Source organism: Moorella naiadis (nom. illeg.), assembly GCF_051020825.1.
GTDB lineage: Bacteria > Bacillota > DSM-521 > Neomoorellales > Neomoorellaceae > Neomoorella > Neomoorella naiadis.
In genome coordinates this window covers 74143-93737 of sequence record NZ_JAXGFQ010000013.1, presented here as the reverse complement: position 1 = coordinate 93737, position 19595 = coordinate 74143, and the positions used below count along the sequence as shown (strand labels likewise).

15 protein-coding genes and 1 riboswitch are annotated in these 19595 nt (G+C 55.0%); of the genes, 14 read left to right on the top strand and 1 reads right to left on the bottom strand.

Annotated elements, in window-relative coordinates; all coding sequences use genetic code 11:
- Positions 1-117: 117 nt before the first annotated feature.
- From SDD30_RS10080 to SDD30_RS10065, 4 genes are all read left to right on the top strand, one after another.
- A complete protein-coding gene (locus tag SDD30_RS10080) occupies positions 118-1866 on the top strand; it encodes a LytS/YhcK type 5TM receptor domain-containing protein (protein WP_434074793.1) in 1749 nt (582 codons plus the stop codon).
- The gene (locus tag SDD30_RS10075; protein ID WP_434074792.1) at positions 1841-2611 is read left to right on the top strand and encodes a LytR/AlgR family response regulator transcription factor; all 771 of its coding nucleotides are present in this window, start codon (positions 1841-1843) and stop codon (positions 2609-2611) included. The genes SDD30_RS10080 and SDD30_RS10075 overlap by 26 nt, the downstream gene beginning before the upstream one ends.
- Before the next feature lie 486 nt (positions 2612-3097).
- On the top strand, positions 3098-4918 hold the full coding sequence (locus tag SDD30_RS10070; protein WP_434074791.1) for a carbon starvation CstA family protein: 1821 nt from the start codon (positions 3098-3100) through the stop codon (positions 4916-4918).
- A gap of 313 nt (positions 4919-5231) precedes the next feature.
- The gene (locus SDD30_RS10065; protein WP_434074790.1) at positions 5232-6413 is read left to right on the top strand and encodes a M20 metallopeptidase family protein; all 1182 of its coding nucleotides are present in this window, start codon (positions 5232-5234) and stop codon (positions 6411-6413) included.
- Positions 6414-6646: 233 nt separating this feature from the next.
- On the opposite strand, the gene SDD30_RS10060 is transcribed toward SDD30_RS10065, so the two are convergent.
- A complete protein-coding gene (locus tag SDD30_RS10060; RefSeq protein ID WP_434074789.1) occupies positions 6647-7129 on the bottom strand; it encodes a hypothetical protein in 483 nt (160 codons plus the stop codon).
- Between the two features lie 343 nt (positions 7130-7472).
- On the opposite strand from SDD30_RS10060, the gene SDD30_RS10055 reads away from it, so the two are divergent.
- The 10 genes from SDD30_RS10055 to SDD30_RS10010 all read left to right on the top strand — a co-directional run bounded on the left by SDD30_RS10055 (position 7473) and on the right by SDD30_RS10010 (position 19350).
- Positions 7473-9110, top strand: coding sequence for a PucR family transcriptional regulator (locus SDD30_RS10055; protein ID WP_434074788.1), 1638 nt, complete (start codon positions 7473-7475; stop codon positions 9108-9110).
- Positions 9111-9207: 97 nt separating this feature from the next.
- Positions 9208-10332: a BMP family ABC transporter substrate-binding protein gene (locus SDD30_RS10050; RefSeq protein ID WP_434074787.1), complete on the top strand. Its 1125-nt coding sequence runs from the start codon at positions 9208-9210 to the stop codon at positions 10330-10332.
- A gap of 18 nt (positions 10333-10350) precedes the next feature.
- The gene (locus tag SDD30_RS10045) at positions 10351-10992 is read left to right on the top strand and encodes a cobalamin B12-binding domain-containing protein (protein ID WP_434074786.1); all 642 of its coding nucleotides are present in this window, start codon (positions 10351-10353) and stop codon (positions 10990-10992) included.
- Between the two features lie 15 nt (positions 10993-11007).
- Complete coding sequence (locus SDD30_RS10040; RefSeq protein ID WP_434074785.1) at positions 11008-12384, top strand: monomethylamine:corrinoid methyltransferase; 1377 nt, start codon at positions 11008-11010, stop codon at positions 12382-12384.
- Positions 12385-12458: 74 nt separating this feature from the next.
- Complete coding sequence (locus SDD30_RS10035; RefSeq protein WP_434074784.1) at positions 12459-13259, top strand: dihydropteroate synthase; 801 nt, start codon at positions 12459-12461, stop codon at positions 13257-13259.
- Positions 13256-14578 carry a 5'-deoxyadenosine deaminase gene (locus SDD30_RS10030; RefSeq protein WP_434074783.1) on the top strand — a complete coding sequence of 441 codons (1323 nt, stop codon included), beginning with the start codon at positions 13256-13258 and terminating at the stop codon, positions 14576-14578. The genes SDD30_RS10035 and SDD30_RS10030 overlap by 4 nt, the downstream gene beginning before the upstream one ends.
- A 173-nt stretch (positions 14579-14751) precedes the next feature.
- Entirely contained in the window at positions 14752-17595 is a 2844-nt protein-coding gene (locus SDD30_RS10025) for a molybdopterin-dependent oxidoreductase (protein WP_434074782.1), read from the top strand.
- 29 nt (positions 17596-17624) lie between these two features.
- Positions 17625-18296, top strand: a complete 672-nt coding sequence (locus SDD30_RS10020; RefSeq protein ID WP_434074781.1) for a flavodoxin family protein — start codon at positions 17625-17627, stop codon at positions 18294-18296.
- Between the two features lie 28 nt (positions 18297-18324).
- Positions 18325-18594 (top strand): TIGR04076 family protein, encoded by a 270-nt coding sequence (locus SDD30_RS10015; protein WP_434074780.1) that lies wholly within the window; start codon positions 18325-18327, stop codon positions 18592-18594.
- 143 nt (positions 18595-18737) lie between these two features.
- A riboswitch (purine riboswitch) is annotated at positions 18738-18837 on the top strand.
- A gap of 24 nt (positions 18838-18861) precedes the next feature.
- A complete protein-coding gene (locus SDD30_RS10010) occupies positions 18862-19350 on the top strand; it encodes a (2Fe-2S)-binding protein (RefSeq protein ID WP_434074779.1) in 489 nt (162 codons plus the stop codon).
- The last annotated feature ends 245 nt before the right edge of the window (positions 19351-19595 follow it).

Sequence of the window (19595 nt, the reverse complement as noted above, 5' to 3'; positions counted from 1 at the left end):
AAATAAAGCCCGGTAAAGGAGGGCCTGCTGGCACCGGCCATACCAGATTGCGGTTAATGATTAATCGCGGCCGGTGTGCTATACTTTGAGTATAGTAAGGAGGAGGAGGGCGCGGTTATGACCTGGTCCATGGCCCTAGATCTAGCCGAAAGACTGAGTATGGTAGCCACTGCGGCTTTTATCCTATCCCGGACACCGACCTTGGGTCGTATTTTGTCCCGCCAGCTGACTACCAAGGACAGGATGCTGCTAATCCTGGTTCTGGGGACCATGGGTATCATGGGTACTTACGCCGGTATCCCCATCCACGGTGCCCTGGCCAACTCCCGGGTAGTGGGAATTATGGTGGCGGGCTTACTGGGCGGTCCCCTGGTAGGGACGGGAGCCGGTCTCATTGCTGGTATCCACCGCTATTATATTGGTGGTTTTACGGCCTTCTCCTGTGGCCTGGCGGCGGTGGCCGAGGGTACCCTGGGGGGGCTCATTCAGCGTTATTACCGGCGTTCACCCGTATCCTGGTCGATAGCCCTGGCTACAGGCCTGGTGGGGGAAGCCATGCAGATGGCCATCATTCTCCTGACGGCCCGGCCCTTCAGCGAGGCCTTGGCCCTGGTGAAGATTATCGGCCCGCCGATGATTATCGTTAATTCCATTGGTGTAGCCATTTTTATGGTAATTGTTAAAACGGCTGCCGAGCAGCAGGAGCACATTGCCGCCTGTCAGGCCCAGCGGGCTTTGGATATAGCCAACCAGACCCTGCCCTTTTTACGCCGTGGTTTGAACCGGGAATCGGCGGAGGCGGCAGCAGGGATTATCTTTAATTCCATTAAAGTGGCTGCCGTATCCCTTACCGACAGGCAGGAAATCCTGGCCCATGTAGGCATGGGCAGCGACCACCATCACCCGGGCAACCCCATTTTGACCAGCGCCACCCTGCAGGCCATTGCCAGGGGGGAGTTGCAGCTGGCCCAAACCAGGGGGGAGATCGGCTGCCGGGACCGGCACTGCCGTCTGGCCTCGGCGGTGGTGGTACCCCTGAAACGGCGGGAGGCGACCATCGGCGCCCTGAAACTCTACCGCGACCGGGAGAATAGTATTACGCCGGTGGACCTGGAACTGGCCCGGGGGCTGGCCCACCTCTTTTCCACCCAGCTGGAGCTGGCCGAGGTGGAGTACCAGGCCCGGCTGCGCTCCCAGGCGGAGCTCAAAGCCCTGCAGGCCCAGGTGCAACCACATTTTCTTTTTAATGCCCTGAATACTATTATTTCCCTGATTCGTACCCGGCCGGAAAAGGCCCGGGAGCTCCTGATCAAGCTGGCCAGCTTCTTTCGCTATAGCTTAAAGAGGGATGATAACCCCATTCCCCTGGAAGAAGAGTTGGCCCATGTGGATGCTTACCTGGCCATCGAGGAAGCGCGCTTCGGTAACAAGCTGGAGGTTATCCGCCGGGTTGAGCCCGCCACCCTGGGTTGCCCGGTGCCGGCCTTTACCCTACAGCCGCTGGTGGAGAACGCTATTAAACACGGCTTGCAGCCACGCAGCCAGGGGGGCAGGTTAGTATTGACCGCCAGGGACCGGGGTGGGGAAGTCGTGGTCACAGTGGCAGATGACGGGGTGGGCATCCCTGCAGATGAGATGTCTCAAATCCTCCTGCCCGGTTACGGCCACGGCCATGGCCTGGGACTCGCTATTGTTAATGAGCGCCTGAAGGCCCTCTATGGGCCGGAATATGCGGTACAGGTCAACAGCGCGCCTGATCGGGGCACCGAGGTGATCCTGCGTTTTCCCAAAGAGTTAAAGCAGGTCGAGAAAGTTGGACCCGTGGGGGTGCAGGAGAAAGATGAGCTTTACCGCTGTTGTGGTTGACGACGAACCCCTGGCCCGGGATGAACTGAAATACCTGCTTGCGGCCCACGAGGATTGCCGGGTTGTCGGTGAAGCCGAGGACGCCGAGGGAGCCCTGCTACTGGTGGCGCGGTTGCACCCGGATGTAGTCTTCCTGGATATCGAGATGCGGGGTATGTCCGGTTACGATGCCGCCCGGCGGATGCTCGCCTCCCCCCGGCCGCCTCTGGTTGTTTTCGCTACCGCCTACAATGAATACGCCGTTGCCGCCTTTGAACTAGGGGCTGTGGATTACCTGTTGAAACCCTTTGAGGCGGAGCGCCTGGCCAGGACCATCGCCCGTATTAAAAACCTCAAAGAGAGGGAAGAAGACTGGCAGGAGGCCGTGGCCAGCGTGGCCCGGTTACTGGAAGGTAACCACCGGCAGGAGGTTAAAAAACTACCGGTGGAGAAGAACGGGGAAATCAAACTCCTGGACTACGGCGAGATTGTTTACGGCCGGGCCAAGCACGGTGCGGTAGAGGTTTTTACGGCCGGCGACTATTACACCTTTGGTGGTACCATGGTCGACCTGGAGAAACGGTTGAACCGGGAGGGCTTTTTCCGGGTGCACAAGAGCTACCTGGTTAACCTGAAGCGCGTAGCAGGGGTATTACCATGGTTTAAGGGGACCTACTGGTTGATCATGGGCGACCGCCGGCAAACCCAGATCCCCGTCGGCAAGGGCCAGGTGAAGGAGTTGAAAAGTCTTTTGGGGTTAAGCTAACCTGCCTGGTGCAGCTTCTCCGAATATTGGTTACCTGGGGGGCTGGAGGTTACAGACAGAGGGCGACTTGGTTCGAGGAGTCAGCAAACTCAGTGAAGCCGCGGCGAGGCGGCGGTGAACGGGATGGGGATCGCAACGTGGCTTCAGGAACGAGAAGTAGCATGTCCCGTTATGATTGATCAAAAGGACCGAGTCCAGCCACCCCCGCCGTCGAGGAAGTCTGAGCGCCAAGTTTGCTAGCCGCGAACCACCGGAGCCCGGAGTTGTACCTCCAGCCCCCCAGCCAGCCTACACTTTCAGGCATCGTGGCAGGAGAGTTAGCCCCCACGGATACCCCCTATCAGAGGGGGTATTTTTGATGGCCTATATTTCCGTTAAGCCACTGATTTATTCTGTTCATGTAATTATTGTTACTTGTTTTAGAAGGTGGTTTTATAATAAAAGCAAAACCGGCCGGTTTTAAATGACAAAGGAGAGACGGGAGCTATGAAAGCACTGCCCCTGGTGATTGTAACTGCCCTGGTGTTTGTCCTGGCTTACCGCTACTACGGCGCTTTTATGGCCGCGAAAGTCCTGGCCCTGGACCCGGGACGCCGGACCCCGGCCCTGGCCCATAACGACGGCCGGGACTATGTACCGACCAATCGCTGGCTGGTCTTCGGCCACCACTTTGCAGCCATCGCCGGTGCCGGCCCTTTAATCGGCCCGGTCCTGGCGGCCCAGTTCGGTTACCTGCCTGGCTTCCTGTGGATCCTGATTGGTGCAGTCGTCGCCGGTGCCGTCCATGATATGGTCATTCTTTTCGCTTCCGTAAGGAACGACGGCCAGTCCCTGGCGGAAATCGCCCATCGGGAAGTGGACACCTTTTCCTACTGGATGGCCTCGATAGCCCTCCTTTTTCTCTTAATCATCGTCCTGGCCGGCGCCAGCGTCTCAGTAGTTAATGCCCTATTCCAGAGCCCCTGGGGGACCTTTACCGTGGGTGTGACCATTCCCATCGCCATTTTCATCGGTGCTTACCTCAAATGGCTCCGCCCGGGGCGTATCGGTGAGGCCACCGTTATCGGCGTGGCGTTGATCGTTGCCGGGGTAGTTGTGGGACCCTCCATCCAGCACTCGGCCCTGGCACCGCTGCTGACCTTTAATAAGCAGCAGCTTTCCCTGATGATTGCGGCCTATGGTTTCCTGGCGGCGGTGTTACCGGTCTGGCTTCTGCTGGTACCCCGGGACTACCTGAGCACTTATATGAAGATCGGAACCATTCTTTTGCTGGCTGCCGGGGTGATTATCGTCAACCCCGTCTTGCAGATGCCGGCGGTTACCAGGTTCGCTGCCGGCGGCGGCCCGGTAATCCCCGGTAAGGTCTGGCCCTATATGTTTATCACCATTGCTTGTGGCGCCCTCTCCGGTTTCCACGCCATGGTCTCCAGCGGTACCACACCCAAGATGGTTACCAGTGAGGCCGATATCCTGCCCATCGGTTACGGGGCCATGCTGGTGGAGGGCTTTGTAGCCCTGATGGCCCTGATTGCCGCTACCGTCCTGGCGCCGGCCGACTACTTCGCCATTAACAGTACCCCGGAAGTCTTTGCCAAACTGGGTATGCATATCCAGGATCTGACGGCAATCTCCGCCATGGTGGGTGAGGACCTGGCCGGCAGGCCGGGCGGTGCTGTCTCCCTTGCGGCCGGCATGGCCCACATCTTCTCCAGTATCGACGGTCTGAAGCACCTGATGGGCTACTGGTACCACTTCGCCATTATGTTTGAAGCCCTGTTTATCCTGACGCTAATTGACGCCGGGACCAGGGTCGGGCGCTACCTGCTCCAGGAAATCGGTGGCGTAGTTTATAAACCCCTGAAAAATACCGAGTGGTGGCCTGGCATTATCCTGACCAGCGGTATCTTCACCGTCGCCTGGGGTTACCTGCTCTTTGGCGGCTCTATCTCCACTATCTGGCCCCTCTTCGGGGTCAATAACCAGCTGCTGGGGAGTATGGCCCTGGCCATCGGCACCACCATGCTCATCAAGATGGGTAAGGCCCGTTATGCCTGGACCACCTTTATTCCCATGATTTTTTTAACGGTGACAACCATTGCCGCCGGTTATGAAAACATCTTTATTAACTATCTGCCGACTCATAACTACCTGCTGGCGGTAATCTCCATCGTAATGTTGCTGATGGTCATTGCCATTATTGCCGACTCGGTAAGGGTCTGGGTCCAGCTCCTCTCTGGTAAAAAGCGGGAAGAGGCAACCAGCCAGACCGCACCTTTAAACAAACCCGGTTCGGCCCATAACTATTAGTTCGGCGCAAGCCTTATCGTCGCCAGCCACCTTCATCGCCGTCTGGCCGGATGGCACCCTGCGCAAGGGGAAGTCCTTAATCCGGAATTACGCCGGCTGCCATCCGTATCCCGGCTCAACTGGAGCTTTAGCGATCCCGCCCGGGTTAAATCCCGGGTTTTTCTCTGGGAAAATCTTGTCCCGGAGGTAACTTTAGCGTAAGATTATAGGCAAAAAGGTGATCCTGCCGGGTTCAGCCTGCAGGTATTAGTAAGAATGAAGGTTAGTTAATCATTCCGGCAGGTAATTTCAAGGGTTAAGGTGGCCTTTATTGGTGAATGCGGTATCTTTCAGGGCCGCCGCTGAGGCCCTCCGGCCCCGGCTGGTAGCCTGGCGGCGGCAGCTGCATCAGTGTCCGGAACTAGGTTTTGAGGAAAAGGAGACGGCTGCCCTGGTAGCCGGTGTCCTGACTGAACTGGGACTACAGGTCCGCATGGGTATCGGCGGCACCGGGGTGGTGGGCGTCCTGGCAGGGGCTAAAGACGGACCTGCCGTCGCCCTGCGCGCCGATATGGATGCCCTGCCCCTCCAGGAGGATACCGCGGTGGAGTTCGCCTCCCGCTACCCCGGCCGGATGCACGGTTGCGGCCACGACGCCCATATGGCTGTAGTCCTGGGGGCGGCGGCCCTCCTGGCCGCCCGGCGCCAGGAACTCCCGGGACCGGTGGTCTTTATCTTTCAGCCCGGCGAGGAGATGCCCCCCGGCGGCGCCCGCCTCATGCTTGCAGCCGGGGTTCTGGATAACCCGCCGGTTAAAGCCATTTTCGGCCTGCATGTCACCTCTTACCTGCCGGTGGGCACGGTAGGCGTCCGCCGGGGGGCGATCATGGCTTCGGCCGATAACTTTACCATCAAGATCAAGGGCCGCACCGTTCATGGCGCTTCCCCCCACCTGGGGGTTGATGCCATTGTCGCCGCCGCCCAGGCCATCCTGGCTTTACAAACCATCGTCGCCCGGCGCCTGGACCCGGTGCAGCCCGCCGTCCTCACGGTAGGCACCATCCATGGCGGGGAAAAGGAAAACATCGTCGCTGGCCAGGTGACCATGACCGGGACCACGCGCGCCCTGAATAATGTTATCCGCAAGCAACTGGAGGCCGGTATGCGCCAGGTCCTGGCCGGGGTGGCGGCTGCGAGCGGGACGGCGATCGACCTGGATTACCTGTGGGGCTACCCGCCCTTAATCAACGATGAGAAACTTACCACTCTCTTTCGCCGGGTGGCCGGGGCGGTCCTGGGGCCGGATAAGGTCCTGGAGCTGGCTAACCCTTCCCTGGGGGCCGAAGATTTCGCCCGTTACGCCGAAAAGCTCCCGGCGGTCTACTTTAACCTGGGGGCGGCCATCCCGGATGTGGAACCCCACCCCTGGCACCACCCGCAGTTTAACATCAACGAAGACTGCCTCCCCATCGGCGCTGGCCTGTTGGCGTCCTTGGCGGTGGCAGCCTTGGGTTGAAGACTTCTACTACATCTAGCTCGACAAGTAAGTAAGTAAGAAAGAAGCGATGATAGGGATTTGCTGCGCCAGTTTCAGGCGAGGCTTACACTACGTTAACTACTACTACAGCGCGCTGTAGTACCACTGTCACGGTTATAAATATGCCTCAATACCTCATCTTTTCTTGCTAAACATCTTTCGCTTTAAAAGCGACTAAAAGTAAGGCCCGTCCTGTTTTCGAGGACGGGCCTTCAGTGAATTGCATGGTATATAGTCCAAACTATACTGGCTGAACCAAGCAGCACCGCGAAAAACACGCCTATCGCCGCCAGGATAGTATTATTTAATTTTCCATCAAGGTGCCTGATTTCTTCTTTCATTTCCTGGCGCAGGCCGCCGACTTCCTGCTTCATCTCCTGGCGCAAGCCACCGATTTCCTGGTGCAGGCCGCCGACTTCCTGCTTCATCTCCTGGCGCAAGCCACCGATTTCCTGGTGCAGGACGCCGATTTCCTGCTTCATCTCCTGGCGCAGGCCGCCGATTTCTTGCTTTATTTCCTGGCGGAGGCTTTCTTTGACTTCAATTACCTGCTTTTGCAGGTTGCTTTGTAAGTCGCTTATTTTTTCTAAGAGTAAGTATGACCCGAAGTCAACGACTTTATCTTCCCCGGCGGCGACTTCTTTTTTCCCTTTTTTTATTTCCTGTTGAATTATTTCTTCCGGCACGCTAGCCACCCCTTTCTCCTCCTCCCTTTAGTACATTTTACCACCGAACGGATTAATTGACAACATGCTTGCCTGAACCCTGCGCTCTGCGTTGAGCTCAGAACTCGGATCTGCTATTCGCAGTATTGCTGCGGTTTTGGGTATCACCCTGGCTTACTTACTGGTAGTACGGGCGTCTAGCAATGATGCTCACCCGGTAAAGAAGCCATTCACTAACAAAGAAGTGGGTGGCTTCTTTTCGGCGTTAAAATTTAGGTTAGGAGGCTTAATAAGAGGAAGCTAAAAAGCCTGCAGGATGGTATATAATTGTAATCAATTAAAGGTTCTCCACATTATCAGGAGGGGGAATACCATGGGTATTACCATTCAGGAAGCTTATGAATTATTACACCCCAGGGGGGTCGAGCTAGTTGCCATTACGGAAACCGGCAGGAACAAGGTTATTGAAACTGTTTGCGTTCAGGAACTGCTAAATTCGATTATCTGGATTAAGGGCAATGAACTATTATTGTCAACATTAAATACTATTTATGATCAACCCGAGGCGCAAATTAACCTTATCAAACAGCTTCATGCTTTGAAGGTAACCGCTTTAGGTATTCACCCCGGCTTTAGGCCTCACTTTCCCTTGCAGAGCAAGGTTATCGATGTGGCCCGGGAATTGAATTTTCCCATTTTCGTCTTTCCCCAGAGGTTGGAGTACGCAAGTATTATTTATACATTGCTGGAGAAAATAATCAACCGGCAGAATACTTTATTAAAACAGGCCCTTCAGATTAACGAGCAGCTTACCAGGATAGTATTGCATGATGGAGAGCCCAGAAATGTGATCAGGATTTTGGAAAAGATGCTCAAGCATCCAATTATATATTTAAGCAAAGAAGATGAGACTCTGGGACAACTCCCGGCACTGAATGGTATATCCCTGGTAGATATAATCAGCCGATCGACGCCGGTCTTTTTACCTTTAAAAGATAGCGAAAGACGGGCGGCCCCCCATCTTTACGTAACGGAGCATCCAGAAGCAACAATTTTATTATCGCCCGTAAAGATGGCTGGTGAGTGTTTCGGCTATTTAATAGCCCTTTATCATAACTGTCAACCCGATGATTTAGATCGCATAACCATGTCCTACGCTGCCAGAGCCATTTCGTTTCATATGCTTAAAGATAAAAACGTTTATGAAAAGGGTGCCAGGATCAGACAAGAAATTTTTAAAAACATATTAACGGGAAGTATCACGGAACATGAGCTGCAGGTTAGGGAAGGTGAATTACAACTTTCTGTTCCACGCAGAGGAATAGTTATAGTAATAAAGGTCGATAGTGGTAGCAATACAACAAACAGTTTAGAGTATGTCGCCAGGCATATTGAAACCATAATCCCCCGGGAAGACTTTATTACAACCTTGAAAAAACGTATCGTTATGATAATAAGGGAAGAAGCAGAAGGGTCGACAACCGAAAGTATTGCCCGGGCAAGAAAGCTAATCACTTCCTTAAAAGAAAGGGTTTCACAAAAATATCCTGGCTTCATTTTTGCAGCAGGAATAGGTCCGGTTTATAAAAGGCTGGCAGAGATATCCCTGAGCTATCAGGAAGCAATAGCAGCCCTGGAGATCGGAGAAAGATTATTTACACCTGGATTTGTAAATGATTACCGCCAGGTGGCCTTAACATGCCGTTTAACTGAAGAAAATGGTCAGGGTTCTTTTTTGACGGTAGCTGAACTACTACTAAAGGACCTAATAGATTATGACCGGAAGAATCATACCGATTTACTATCTACTTTAAAAATTTACCTGGACCATAACTGTAACCTCAAAAAAACCGCCCCGGCCCTTTTTTTGCACCCCAACACCATCAAATACCGAATCAATAAAATAAGAGAGATTCTTGGCCCGGATTGTTTAACAAATGCCAGACTACGTTTGAACATCCATATAGCTACTACGATTTTGGCTATGTCTAAAAGAGATAAATACCGGTGATTAATTTGTCAACTGTAGACATTTCCAGGGAATGAACTTGCAGGTAATATATTTCCTGAAGGGAAGGTGAGAAAAATTAAATGGAGGTGAAAAAATAATGCGGAAATTGTTTCTGGTAGTGCTGATGGGAATCCTCGTGCTAATTGTGGCGGGTTGTGGGACGAAGCCCCAGGAAAAACAGGGTGCAACCAGTAACCAACAGCAGACAGAGCAAAATGCGGAACAAAAGGTTAAGGTTGGTTTCCTTTATACAGGACCGGTGGGTGATGCCGGGTGGAATTTTGCCCAGGATCAGGGGAGAAAGTATCTGGAGAAACAACTACCATATGTAGAAACAGCCTTTGTTGAGAATGTCCCGGAGGGTGCCGACGCTGAACGGGTAATGACGGAGTACGCGGAAAAGGGTTATCAAATGATCGTTGCTACCAGTTTCGGTTACATGGATGCTGCCCTAAATGTGGCGAGCAAGTACCCAAAAATAAAGTTTTTGCATTGTTCCGGCATAAAACAGGCGGACAATTTAGCGACCTATTTTGGTCGCGAATACGAAGCCAGCTACCTCACCGGCCTGATTGCCGGAAAAATGACCAAGAGCAACAAAATAGGCTTTGTAGCCGCCCACCCTATATCGGAAATGATTTACTGCATTAACGGCCTTGCCCTAGGGGCGAAAGCTGTTAATCCTAAAGCTACGGTCAAGGTCGTCTGGACGAATACCTGGTATGATCCGGCAGCGGAAAAGCAGGCCGCAGAATCGCTAATCGATGTCGGCTGCGATGTTATCGCCCAGCACCAGGACAGCCCGGCGGCCCAGCAGGCAGCAGAGGCTCATGGTGTTTATGGGATTGGCTTTAATAACGATATGCGCCAGTTTGCCCCCCGCGCCAATCTTACTTCACCAGTCTGGAACTGGGGCCCTTACTACGTCGAACAAGTAAAGGCTTTACATGATAATAAGTGGCAGACCAGTAACTTCTGGGGAGGCATTAAGGATGGCGTAATTGATATTGGTCCTATGAGTGACCTGGTGCCCCCCGAGATACAGTCTTTAGTTAAAGAAAAACGCCAGCAGATTATTAATGGCCAGATGAAGATCTTTGCTGGTCCTTTGAAAGACAACACTGGTCAATTAAAGCTCAAGGAGGGACAAGTAGCTACCGACGAGGAAATTCTAAATATGAACTGGTTTGTTGATAATGTGGCAGGCAATATACCCAAATAGTACTTTGGAGGGAGCAAAATGGGCAGTTGGGTTGAACAACTCACCGAAGCTATCATCGCTGGTGAAAAGGAGGATGCTGTCGCGGCCGCCGGTAGTGGTCTGGCGGAGGGTAATAATCCATTAAATATAATTAATGAAGTCCTGGTACCGGCTTTGCATACCGTCGGCTCTCAATATCAGACCATGGAGATCTTCCTGCCGGAACTGGTGGCTGCCGGCGATGCTGCTAAAGCTGTCTCTGATTTGCTCAGCGAAAAAATTGCCAGTAGTGGTGGAAGCAGCAATAACCAAAAGGTTGTTATTTTAGGTACAGTTGAAGGCGATATCCACGATATTGGTAAAAATATTGTTGGTACGATTCTTAGCGCTGCTGGTTACAAAGTAATTGATCTCGGCCGCGATGTGAAGCCCATTAAATTTATTGAGGAAGCGGAAAAAAGTAATGCTGCCGTTATTGCCATGTCCTCGCTTATGACTACCACCCGGCCTGTGACGCGCAATACCATAAGGCTTTTGACGGAGATGAATTTACGCTCCAAATATAAAGTAATTGTTGGCGGCGGCTGTATCAATTCCGACTGGGCTTTACAAATCGGCGCCGACGGTTACGTTGAAGATGCTGCGCAAACGCCGGAATTACTGCAGCGCTTATTAAGCTAAAAAGGGGTGAAAACGATGCTCTTTAACCGCAACCGTTTACCGGAACTTGTGGAACGCTCCCAGACCGGTCCTTATATGAAAGAAAGCGATTATGACAGGCTGATCTTCCAAACCTGCAAGGACCTGGCCCGGAAGTATAATATCGTTTTTAGTAAAGAAGTAATTATTCCCGATGATGATCACCTGGCGGATAGGTTGTGGGAAGCCGGGCTGGAACTCTTTTTAGCGGCGGGCGTCTACCAGATGGATACCGGCCGGGTAATTAAATTTAGCCCCGCCGAGGTGGAGCAGGCCGTCCGTTGCGCTCCCAAGAAAGTAGTTTTAGGAATGGGGCGTGATGCCGGCATCATGCAAGCCAGAAAAGTGGAAGACACGGAGAGACCCACCATTACCAGTGGGCCAACGGGTACACCTTGCAGCGAAAAGTATTACCCGGCCATACTTTTAAGTTATGCCCGGGAACCGGTGGTCGACTTCCTGGGTGGCGGGTCGGTAGCTACCGTTGACGGTAAAGAAGTAATTCCCGGTTCACCCCTGGAGTTGCAGGCGGCCAAGCGTGATGCTATCGTAGCCAGGGACGCCGCCCGCCGGGCGAGCCGGCCGCTAATGCATATCAACGATGCCGCTACTCCCTTAACCTGTGCCGGTAAAATGGCGGCCAGCGATCCCGGTACGGGCTTAAGGCCCTCCGATGGCCGCCTGGTTTCCCAGATGAATGAATTAAAAACTAATTATGATCAGTTAGCCAGGGTGGAACACCTGCATGATTACGGTTCCTATATCGTCAATCTGATGTGTCCCTTGATCGGCGGTATCGGCGGCGGGCCGGAGGGCACAGCCATCTTATCGATTGCCACCCACTTGCTAGGGGTAGTGTGCTATGATGCTACTTATCACTTCTTCAGCCACACCCACATCCGCTATCGCAATAATACTGATCGCTGGGGTCTCTGGATCCAGGCCGTCGTCGCCCAGGCTCTAGCCCGGAATGCACAAATACTGGCCGTCAATGATATCTACTGCGTTTCCGGTCCCGGAACCAGGGAGTTATTCTATGAGGTGGCCGCAGGCGCTGTGGTTGGAACTGTCTGTGGTATGCATATCCAGGGAGCGGGCTGTACCGGGGGGACCCTCACCGACCATTACTGTGGTATGGATTCTCGCTTTATGGGCGAAGCCGCCTATGCGGCCGTCGGCATGTCCCGGCCAGAAGCCAATGAAATTATCCTCAAGCTCCTACCAGTTTATGAACAAACCCTGGAAAATCCCAATATGGGCAAGCCCTTTGCCGAGGTTTATGACCCCGTTACCGTCGAGCCCCGGCCGGAGCTGGTGGAACTATATGAAGGAACGAAGAAAGAGCTACGTATCCTGGGGTTACCTATGTTTTAGTCTCTAAACTTTCGGAAACGGGGAAGGGGTAGCACAAGGGGGTTACCCCTTTATTTTCACCAGGAGGGTGGCCGATGTTAGTAATTGGCGAGAGAATGAATACTGCGGGAAAAACCTTTTATAATGCCGTTCTTAATCGGGACGTTGATTTTGTTTTAAACCTGGCCAGGCGACAAATAGAAGCCGGGGCCGATTACCTGGACCTCAACACCGGTCACTTGGCGGAGGAAGAAGGCCCGGCTTTAAGGTGGCTTCGCGATCTCCTCGTTAGTAATTTTCAAATCCCCCTTTGTTTTGATAGTGCCAATCCTGACATTCTGGAGGATATATTGAAGGATTATGACGGATCAGCGATAATCAATTCGATTTCGTTGGAAGAGAAAAAGAGGAAGGCCCTCCTGCCGGTTCTCCGCTCCTACCCGGTAAAGATTGTGGCCCTTTGCCTGGATGATGCCGGTATACCGGAGAGCACCGCCCGGCGACTGGAGATTGCCGACTTATTAATCTGTTATCTGGTAGATAACAGCATCTCCCTGGAAAGGATTTTTATCGATCCCCTGATCCTGGCCATCGGGGCGGCTAATAATGCCGGGGCCATGGCCCTGGAAACCATTCACCGGATAAAGGATAAGTATCCAGGTATAAACACCATTTGCGGCCTCAGTAATATCTCCTTCGGCCTTCCCGGACGGCAAATAATTAACAGGGCGTTTCTGGCGATGTCACTTAGTGCTGGGTTGGATGCCGCTATCCTGGATCCTTTGGATCAATATATGATGGTAACAATTGCCGCCTGTGAAGCCCTGTTGGGCCGTGATCCCTATTGTCGCAAATATTTAAAGGCTTACCGTAAAACGGAGGAAGCGGGAAAATGAGCATCCTCATCAAAAACGGCACCCTGGTGACCATGAACCCCCAGCGGGAGGTACTTCAGGGTGACATCTACATTGAAAACGACCGCATCACCGCTATCGGCCGGGCACCAGCCACCGCCGACCGGGTCATCGACGCCAGGGGCCAGCTGGTGATCCCCGGCCTCATCCAGCCCCATATCCACCTCTGCCAGTCCCTCTTCCGCGGCCGCGCCGACGACCTGGAGCTCCTGGACTGGCTGCGCCTGCGCATCTGGCCCCTGGAGGGCGCCCACGACGCCGAATCGATTTATTACTCCGCCCTCCTGGGCATCGGCGAGCTCTTCCTTAGCGGCACCACCACCATCGTCGACATGGAGAGCGTCCACCATACCGGCGCCGCCATCGAGGCCATCGCCCAAAGCGGCATCCGCGCCCTGACCGGCAAGGTGATGATGGACTATGGCGACGACGTCCCGGCCAGCCTCAAGGAAACCACGGCAGCCTCGTTAAAAGAGAGCGTCGACCTGCTGGCGAAATGGCACGGCTATGACCACGGCCGCATCCAGTACGCCTTTGAACCCCGCTTCGTAGTCTCCTGCACGGAAGAGTTATTGCAGGAGGTCCGGGACCTGGCCCGCCGGTACGGCGTCAAGGTCCATACCCACGCCTCGGAAAACCGGGGGGAGTGCGAACTGGTGGAGAAACTCCACGGCCGGCGCAACGTCCTTTACCTGGACGACATCGGCCTCACCGGGCCGGACCTCATCCTGGTCCACTGCATCTGGCTTAACGAAGCAGAGCAGGAGGTCCTGGCCCGCACCGGTACCAGGGTCGTCCATTGCCCCTCCTCCAATTTAAAGCTGGCCTCCGGCATCTGCCCGGTACCGGAGCTCCTGGAGCGGGGGACGGTAGTCTCCCTGGCCGCCGACGGCGCCCCCAACGCCAACAACCTGGACGCCTTTATGGAGATGCGCCTGGCGGCCCTGATCCAGAAACCCCGCCACGGGCCGACATCCATGCCGGCGCCCCTGGTCTTTGAGCTGGCCACCCTGGGCGGCGCCCGGGCTATGGGCCTGGAGCAGGAAATCGGCAGCCTGGAGGTAGGGAAGAAGGCCGACCTGGCCCTGGTCTCCCTGGAGGGCCTGCACACCCAGCCGGCAGATGGCGTCAACGTCTACACCCAGCTGGTCTACCAGGCTAAAGGCTCAGACGTCACCCTGACCATGGTTGACGGTAAAATCGTCATGGAGAAGGGCGAATTGAAGACTATTGATGCTTGGGAGGTTCGTAAAGAAGTAAAAAAAGCCGTGGCCAGAGTGTGCCGCCGCGCTGGTCTATAAAATAGCACCCGGTGTTAACCTATGATAACAGCAGTTTTTATATTTGGGCAGGAATATTTCCTGCCCTTTAATTTTAGTGGCAGGAGTTTAACCCTTTTTAGCGAATAAGAAATTTAAGTGACATTTAATTGTATGACCTTGAAATTAGCACGGATTTCACCGGAGGTGGGAAAATGCCTGAAATTACCTTGGATGTCAACGGAGCCAGTTATAGGGTTGACGTTAAACCCAACTGGACTTTACTCCGGGTTATCCGGGACGTTTTAAAATTGAAGGGGACCAAATGCGGCTGCGTCACCGGCGACTGCGGCGCCTGCAAGGTGCTCCTTGACGGTGCGGCCGTAAACTCCTGCAGTGTCCTGGCCCGCAACGCTGTAGGTAAAAAGATTACCACTATCGAAGGCTTGAGCCAGGGCGGGGAGCTGCATCCCATTCAGCAAGCCTTTGTTGAGGCCGGTGCTATCCAGTGCGGCTTTTGCACCCCGGGGATGATTATCACGGCCAAAGCCCTGCTGGATCGCCACCCCGATCCTACTGAGGCGGAAATCCGGGCCGCCCTGGATAATAACCTCTGCCGCTGCACCGGTTATGTGAAGATCGTCGCGGCCATCCAGCTGGCCGCTGCCCGGTTAAGGGGCGAGAACCCGCCGTCACCGTTAGTACCAAGGGAAGGGGTACAGGACGCGACGGTGACGGTACAGCCTGGCGGTACTGCCGGCGAATGGCAACAGGTGGGATCATTAAGGTTGCCTGATGGCGGAGCCGACCTGCGGCAGGTGGGCAGGCCGACTCCCGTTATCGATGCCGTCGCTAAAGCCACCGGCCGTCTGGTTTATGTGGGGGACATGGAGTTACCCCACATGCTTCACGGCAAGATCCTCTTTAGCCCGGTGCCCCACGCCCGGATTAAAAGCATTGACACCGGTGCTGCCGAGGCCTTGCCCGGGGTGCGGGCCGTGGTAACTTATAAAAACTCTCCCCGGGTACCCTATAACAGTGCTTTGCGTTATGCCGGCCACAATATACCGCGTAATGAGTATATCTTTGACGCGAAGGTCCGCTTTGTCGGCGACCGCGTGGCGGCCGTAGCCGCTGACGATGAGGAAACGGCGGCCAGGGCTTTGAAGCTTATCAAGGTCGAATATGAAGAACTGCCAGCCGTCTTTGACCCAGAAGCGGCCCTGCAACCCGGCGCCCCGGAAATCCATGCCGGCGGCAACCTGGCGGCTACCGTCAAGGCGGAAGCCGGTGATGTGGATGGGGCTATGGCCGCTGCCGACTTGGTATTTACCGACCGGATTACTACGCCCCGGGTCAGCCACGCTGCCATTGAGCCCCACACATCTCTGGCCGACTATAATAACGGTAAATTAACTGTTTGGACATCCAACCAGAATATCTTCGCCACCCGTCTTATTTTATCTGAGGTTCTGGGATTGCCCCTTAATAAAGTGCGGGTTATCAAACCGCCCGTAGGCGGAGCCTTCGGCGGCAAGCTGGAAGCGGTTTTGGAACCGGTAGTGGCCCTGTTAGCCCTGAAAACCGGCCGGCCGGTGCGTATGGAACTCAGCCGCAGGGAGGTTATGATCTCTACCCGCACCCGTTATGCTGCCGTCTTTTACCTGAAGACCGGATTAAAAAAGGACGGCACCATGGTGGCTCAAGAAATCAAGGCCGTTATGGACAAAGGCGCCTATGCCACCAGTGTTCTTAATGTACCCTCGGCGATGAACGATAAAGCCTTCAAGCTGTACCGGGTGCCGAACCTGCGGATTACCTCCCTGCCGGTCTACACCAACAACCCTATCGGCGGGGCCATGCGCGGTTACGGTTCGCCCCAGCTTATGGCGGCCAGGGAGATCCATCTCGACCATATCGCCCGGGCATTAGGGCGCGACCCGGTAGATTTCCGCCGCCAGAACCTGGTGCGGCCGGGGGATATAAACCCCCGCTTTAACAAGACCCTGGGCAATTGCCGGCCCCTGGACTGTCTGGAGGAAGGGGCGGCGCGTTTCGGCTGGGAGGAGAAGAGACGCAGGCCGAAGGATTATGCAGCTCGTTACCGCCTGGGGATTGGGGTGGCCTCCGGCATTCACGGCACCGGCGTATACGGCGTCCATGTAGACATGACGACGGTGGCCTTAAAAATGAATGAGGACGGCAGCTGTACCTTGCTGACCGGCAATCAGGATCTCGGCCAGGGCAGCAGCACGGTATTAAGCATGATTGCAGCAGAGGTTTTGGGCCTGGAGCTCGACCAGATTGAAGTCGTCGAGGCTGATACCGAGCTGACTTCCTGGGATGTCGGCACGTATGCCAGCCGGGTGACGTGGGTGGGTGGCAACGCTGCCAAGAAAGCCGCCGAGAAGGTCAAGGAGCAACTTCTGGAAGAAGGGGCGCGCCTGCTGGAGGAACCGGCCGGTGGTCTGGATATAGGCGGCGGCTACGTCTATGTAAAAGACAACCCGGCGAAGAGGGTCAGCCTGGGCGAGATCGTTATTGCCGCCCAGCAGGGTCCGAACCAGCGGGAGATTAAGGCCTACGAAAGCTACCACTCTGTCTTTGGCCCTGGTTCCTACACGGCAGATTTCGCTGAAGTGGAAGTAGATACGGAAACGGGCAAAGTGCGGGTGTTGAAGTTTGTGGCCGCCCACGATGTCGGCCGGGCCATCAATCCCCTCTTGGTGGAAGGGCAGATTGAAGGCGGCATCCAGATGGGCCTGGGCTACGGCCTGAGCGAGGAACTGGTGGTTGATCCCGCAACTGGGCGGGTCGTGAACCCATCCTTAAAGAAATACCGCCTTTTTAAGGCGGCTGATATGCCGCCGATAGAGGTCATCCTGGTGGAAAAGGGTGAGGAATACGGCCCCTTCGGGGCCAAGAGCATCGGTGAGGCGGCCACGGTGGCCGTGGCGCCGGCGGTGGTCAACGCCGTGGCCGACGCCCTGGGTTTGGAGTTTAACGACCTGCCGGTTACGCCGGAAAAGATCCTGGCCGCCCTGGGGAAGCTGCCTTAGGGGCACCATTTCTGAAGGAGGGAAATAATATGCCGGTAATTTTAGGTATCAGCGGCAGCCCCCGTAAAGGGGCCACGGAGTACGCCGTCCAGGAGGCCCTTAAAGCCGCCGCGGAGATACCCGGTATCACGACACGTTTTTGGACGGTGCGGGCGAAAAAAATCCAGTTTTGCACCCACTGCGACCGCTGTATCCGCGAGAAAAGAATGTGTTACAAAGAAGACGACGTCAAAGAGCTGGAACAGCTGGTCCTGGAGGCGGATGGCTTTATCGTCGGCTCCCCGGTCTATGACATGAATATCACCGCCCAACTGACAGCCTGTTTTAACCGCCTGCGACCCATCTTCCTGGTCCACCCCGGCGCCTTGCGTAACAAGGCCGCCGGCGCCATTACCCTGGGCGGCACCCGTCACGGCGGCCAGGAAACGGCCCTCATCTCCATCATCGATTTCTTCCTCATGCACGAGATGCTGGTCTGCGGCGGTACCGGCGGCTGTTATTCCGGCGGCAAGGTCTGGACCCGGGACGGCCTGGCCAAGGGTGCAGCAGAGGATGAAGTCGGCATGGGTACCGTTCGGGGCCTGGGCCGGGCAGTGGCAGAGGCTACCATGGTCACCACCTTGGGCCGGGAGGCCTGGGCAACGAAAAGGGCGGCACTCGGCCTGGACGAGGCCGGTCCCATCAGAGATCATCAGATTTAAAATTTAAAATTAAAAAAGAGGGATTCCTATGAGACGTATCAAAGTTACTGTTGCTACGGTTGCCGAACCCTGCTCGGGTGGCCTTAAGGCCGGGGATACTTTCTATGTCAATAATGACCCCTGCCTGGTGCTGGAAGGGGCTAGCGGCGTCTGCCTGGAACTAATTCACGCCATCATACCGGCAGCCATGACCATGGCTTATGAAGGCAAGTTCCCCTGGGAAGAAAACGGCCGGATGACTATCGCCTGCCCCGACGCTAAGAGCCGGGTGGTCGTCACCCTGGAACGGGAATGTTAGCATCCTGCCAGAAAAGGGGCGGCATCGGCTAGTACCGGGTTAAATCCAAATCCAGTTTTACCTACATCAGGTCTGTTCGGCGCTCAAACTACAAAGTTACTGAATAAAAAAGTAGAATAGTTAGCAGGATTAAATGAGCCAACGGCGAATTATATAAACAGACTCGTATATCCCCGGTAATGGGATCGGGGGTTTCTACCAGGTGACCGGAATCACCCAGCTACGAGGAGGGCGGTCAGCTGGTTTCTTTATATGGGGGGAGCAATCATGCGCCTGTTCAACTTGAAGGTCAACGGCCAGGAATACCGGGTCGAAGCCCCGGCGGATATCACCCTGTTGGAACTACTGCGTGAGTATCTGGGCCTTACCGGTACCAAAGAAGGGTGCGGTAAGGGAGAGTGCGGCGCCTGTACCGTGCTCCTGGACGGCCAGGCAGTTAATTCCTGCCTGATACCGGCCGCTAAGGCGGAGGGTGCCGAGGTCCTGACCATCGAGGGCCTGGCCGCACCAGACGGCAAACTGGACCCTATCCAGGAGGCCTTTATAACCGAAGGGGCCGTCCAGTGCGGCTTCTGCACCCCGGGGATGATCCTGAGCGCCAAGGTTCTCCTGGACAGCAATCCTCACCCCGACCGGGAGGCAATCAAGGTTGCCCTGGCGGGCAATTTGTGCCGCTGTACCGGCTATGCTAAAATTATTACGGCTGTAGAAAAAGCAGCGGCTGTTATAGCAGGAGCAAAGAAAGGGCCAAGCTAGACGCCCATTCCGCCGCGGCGGCACCAGCAGAAGGATGAAAATTGTAATATTGGGTGAGGGTGAGGGGTGGGGCAGGTTCCCGGAGGGTGCATTTGCAGCCTTAGTTCAAAGAGCGGAGCAGGCCGAGGAAACAGCGCGGCCACCTGTCCGAGGCCCGAAGGGCCGAGTTTGGCCGCGCCCGAGGCCTGCGGAGCTCGTTCAAGTATAAGGGCGCAACCAGCGCCTGGAGGGGACCTGCCCCACCC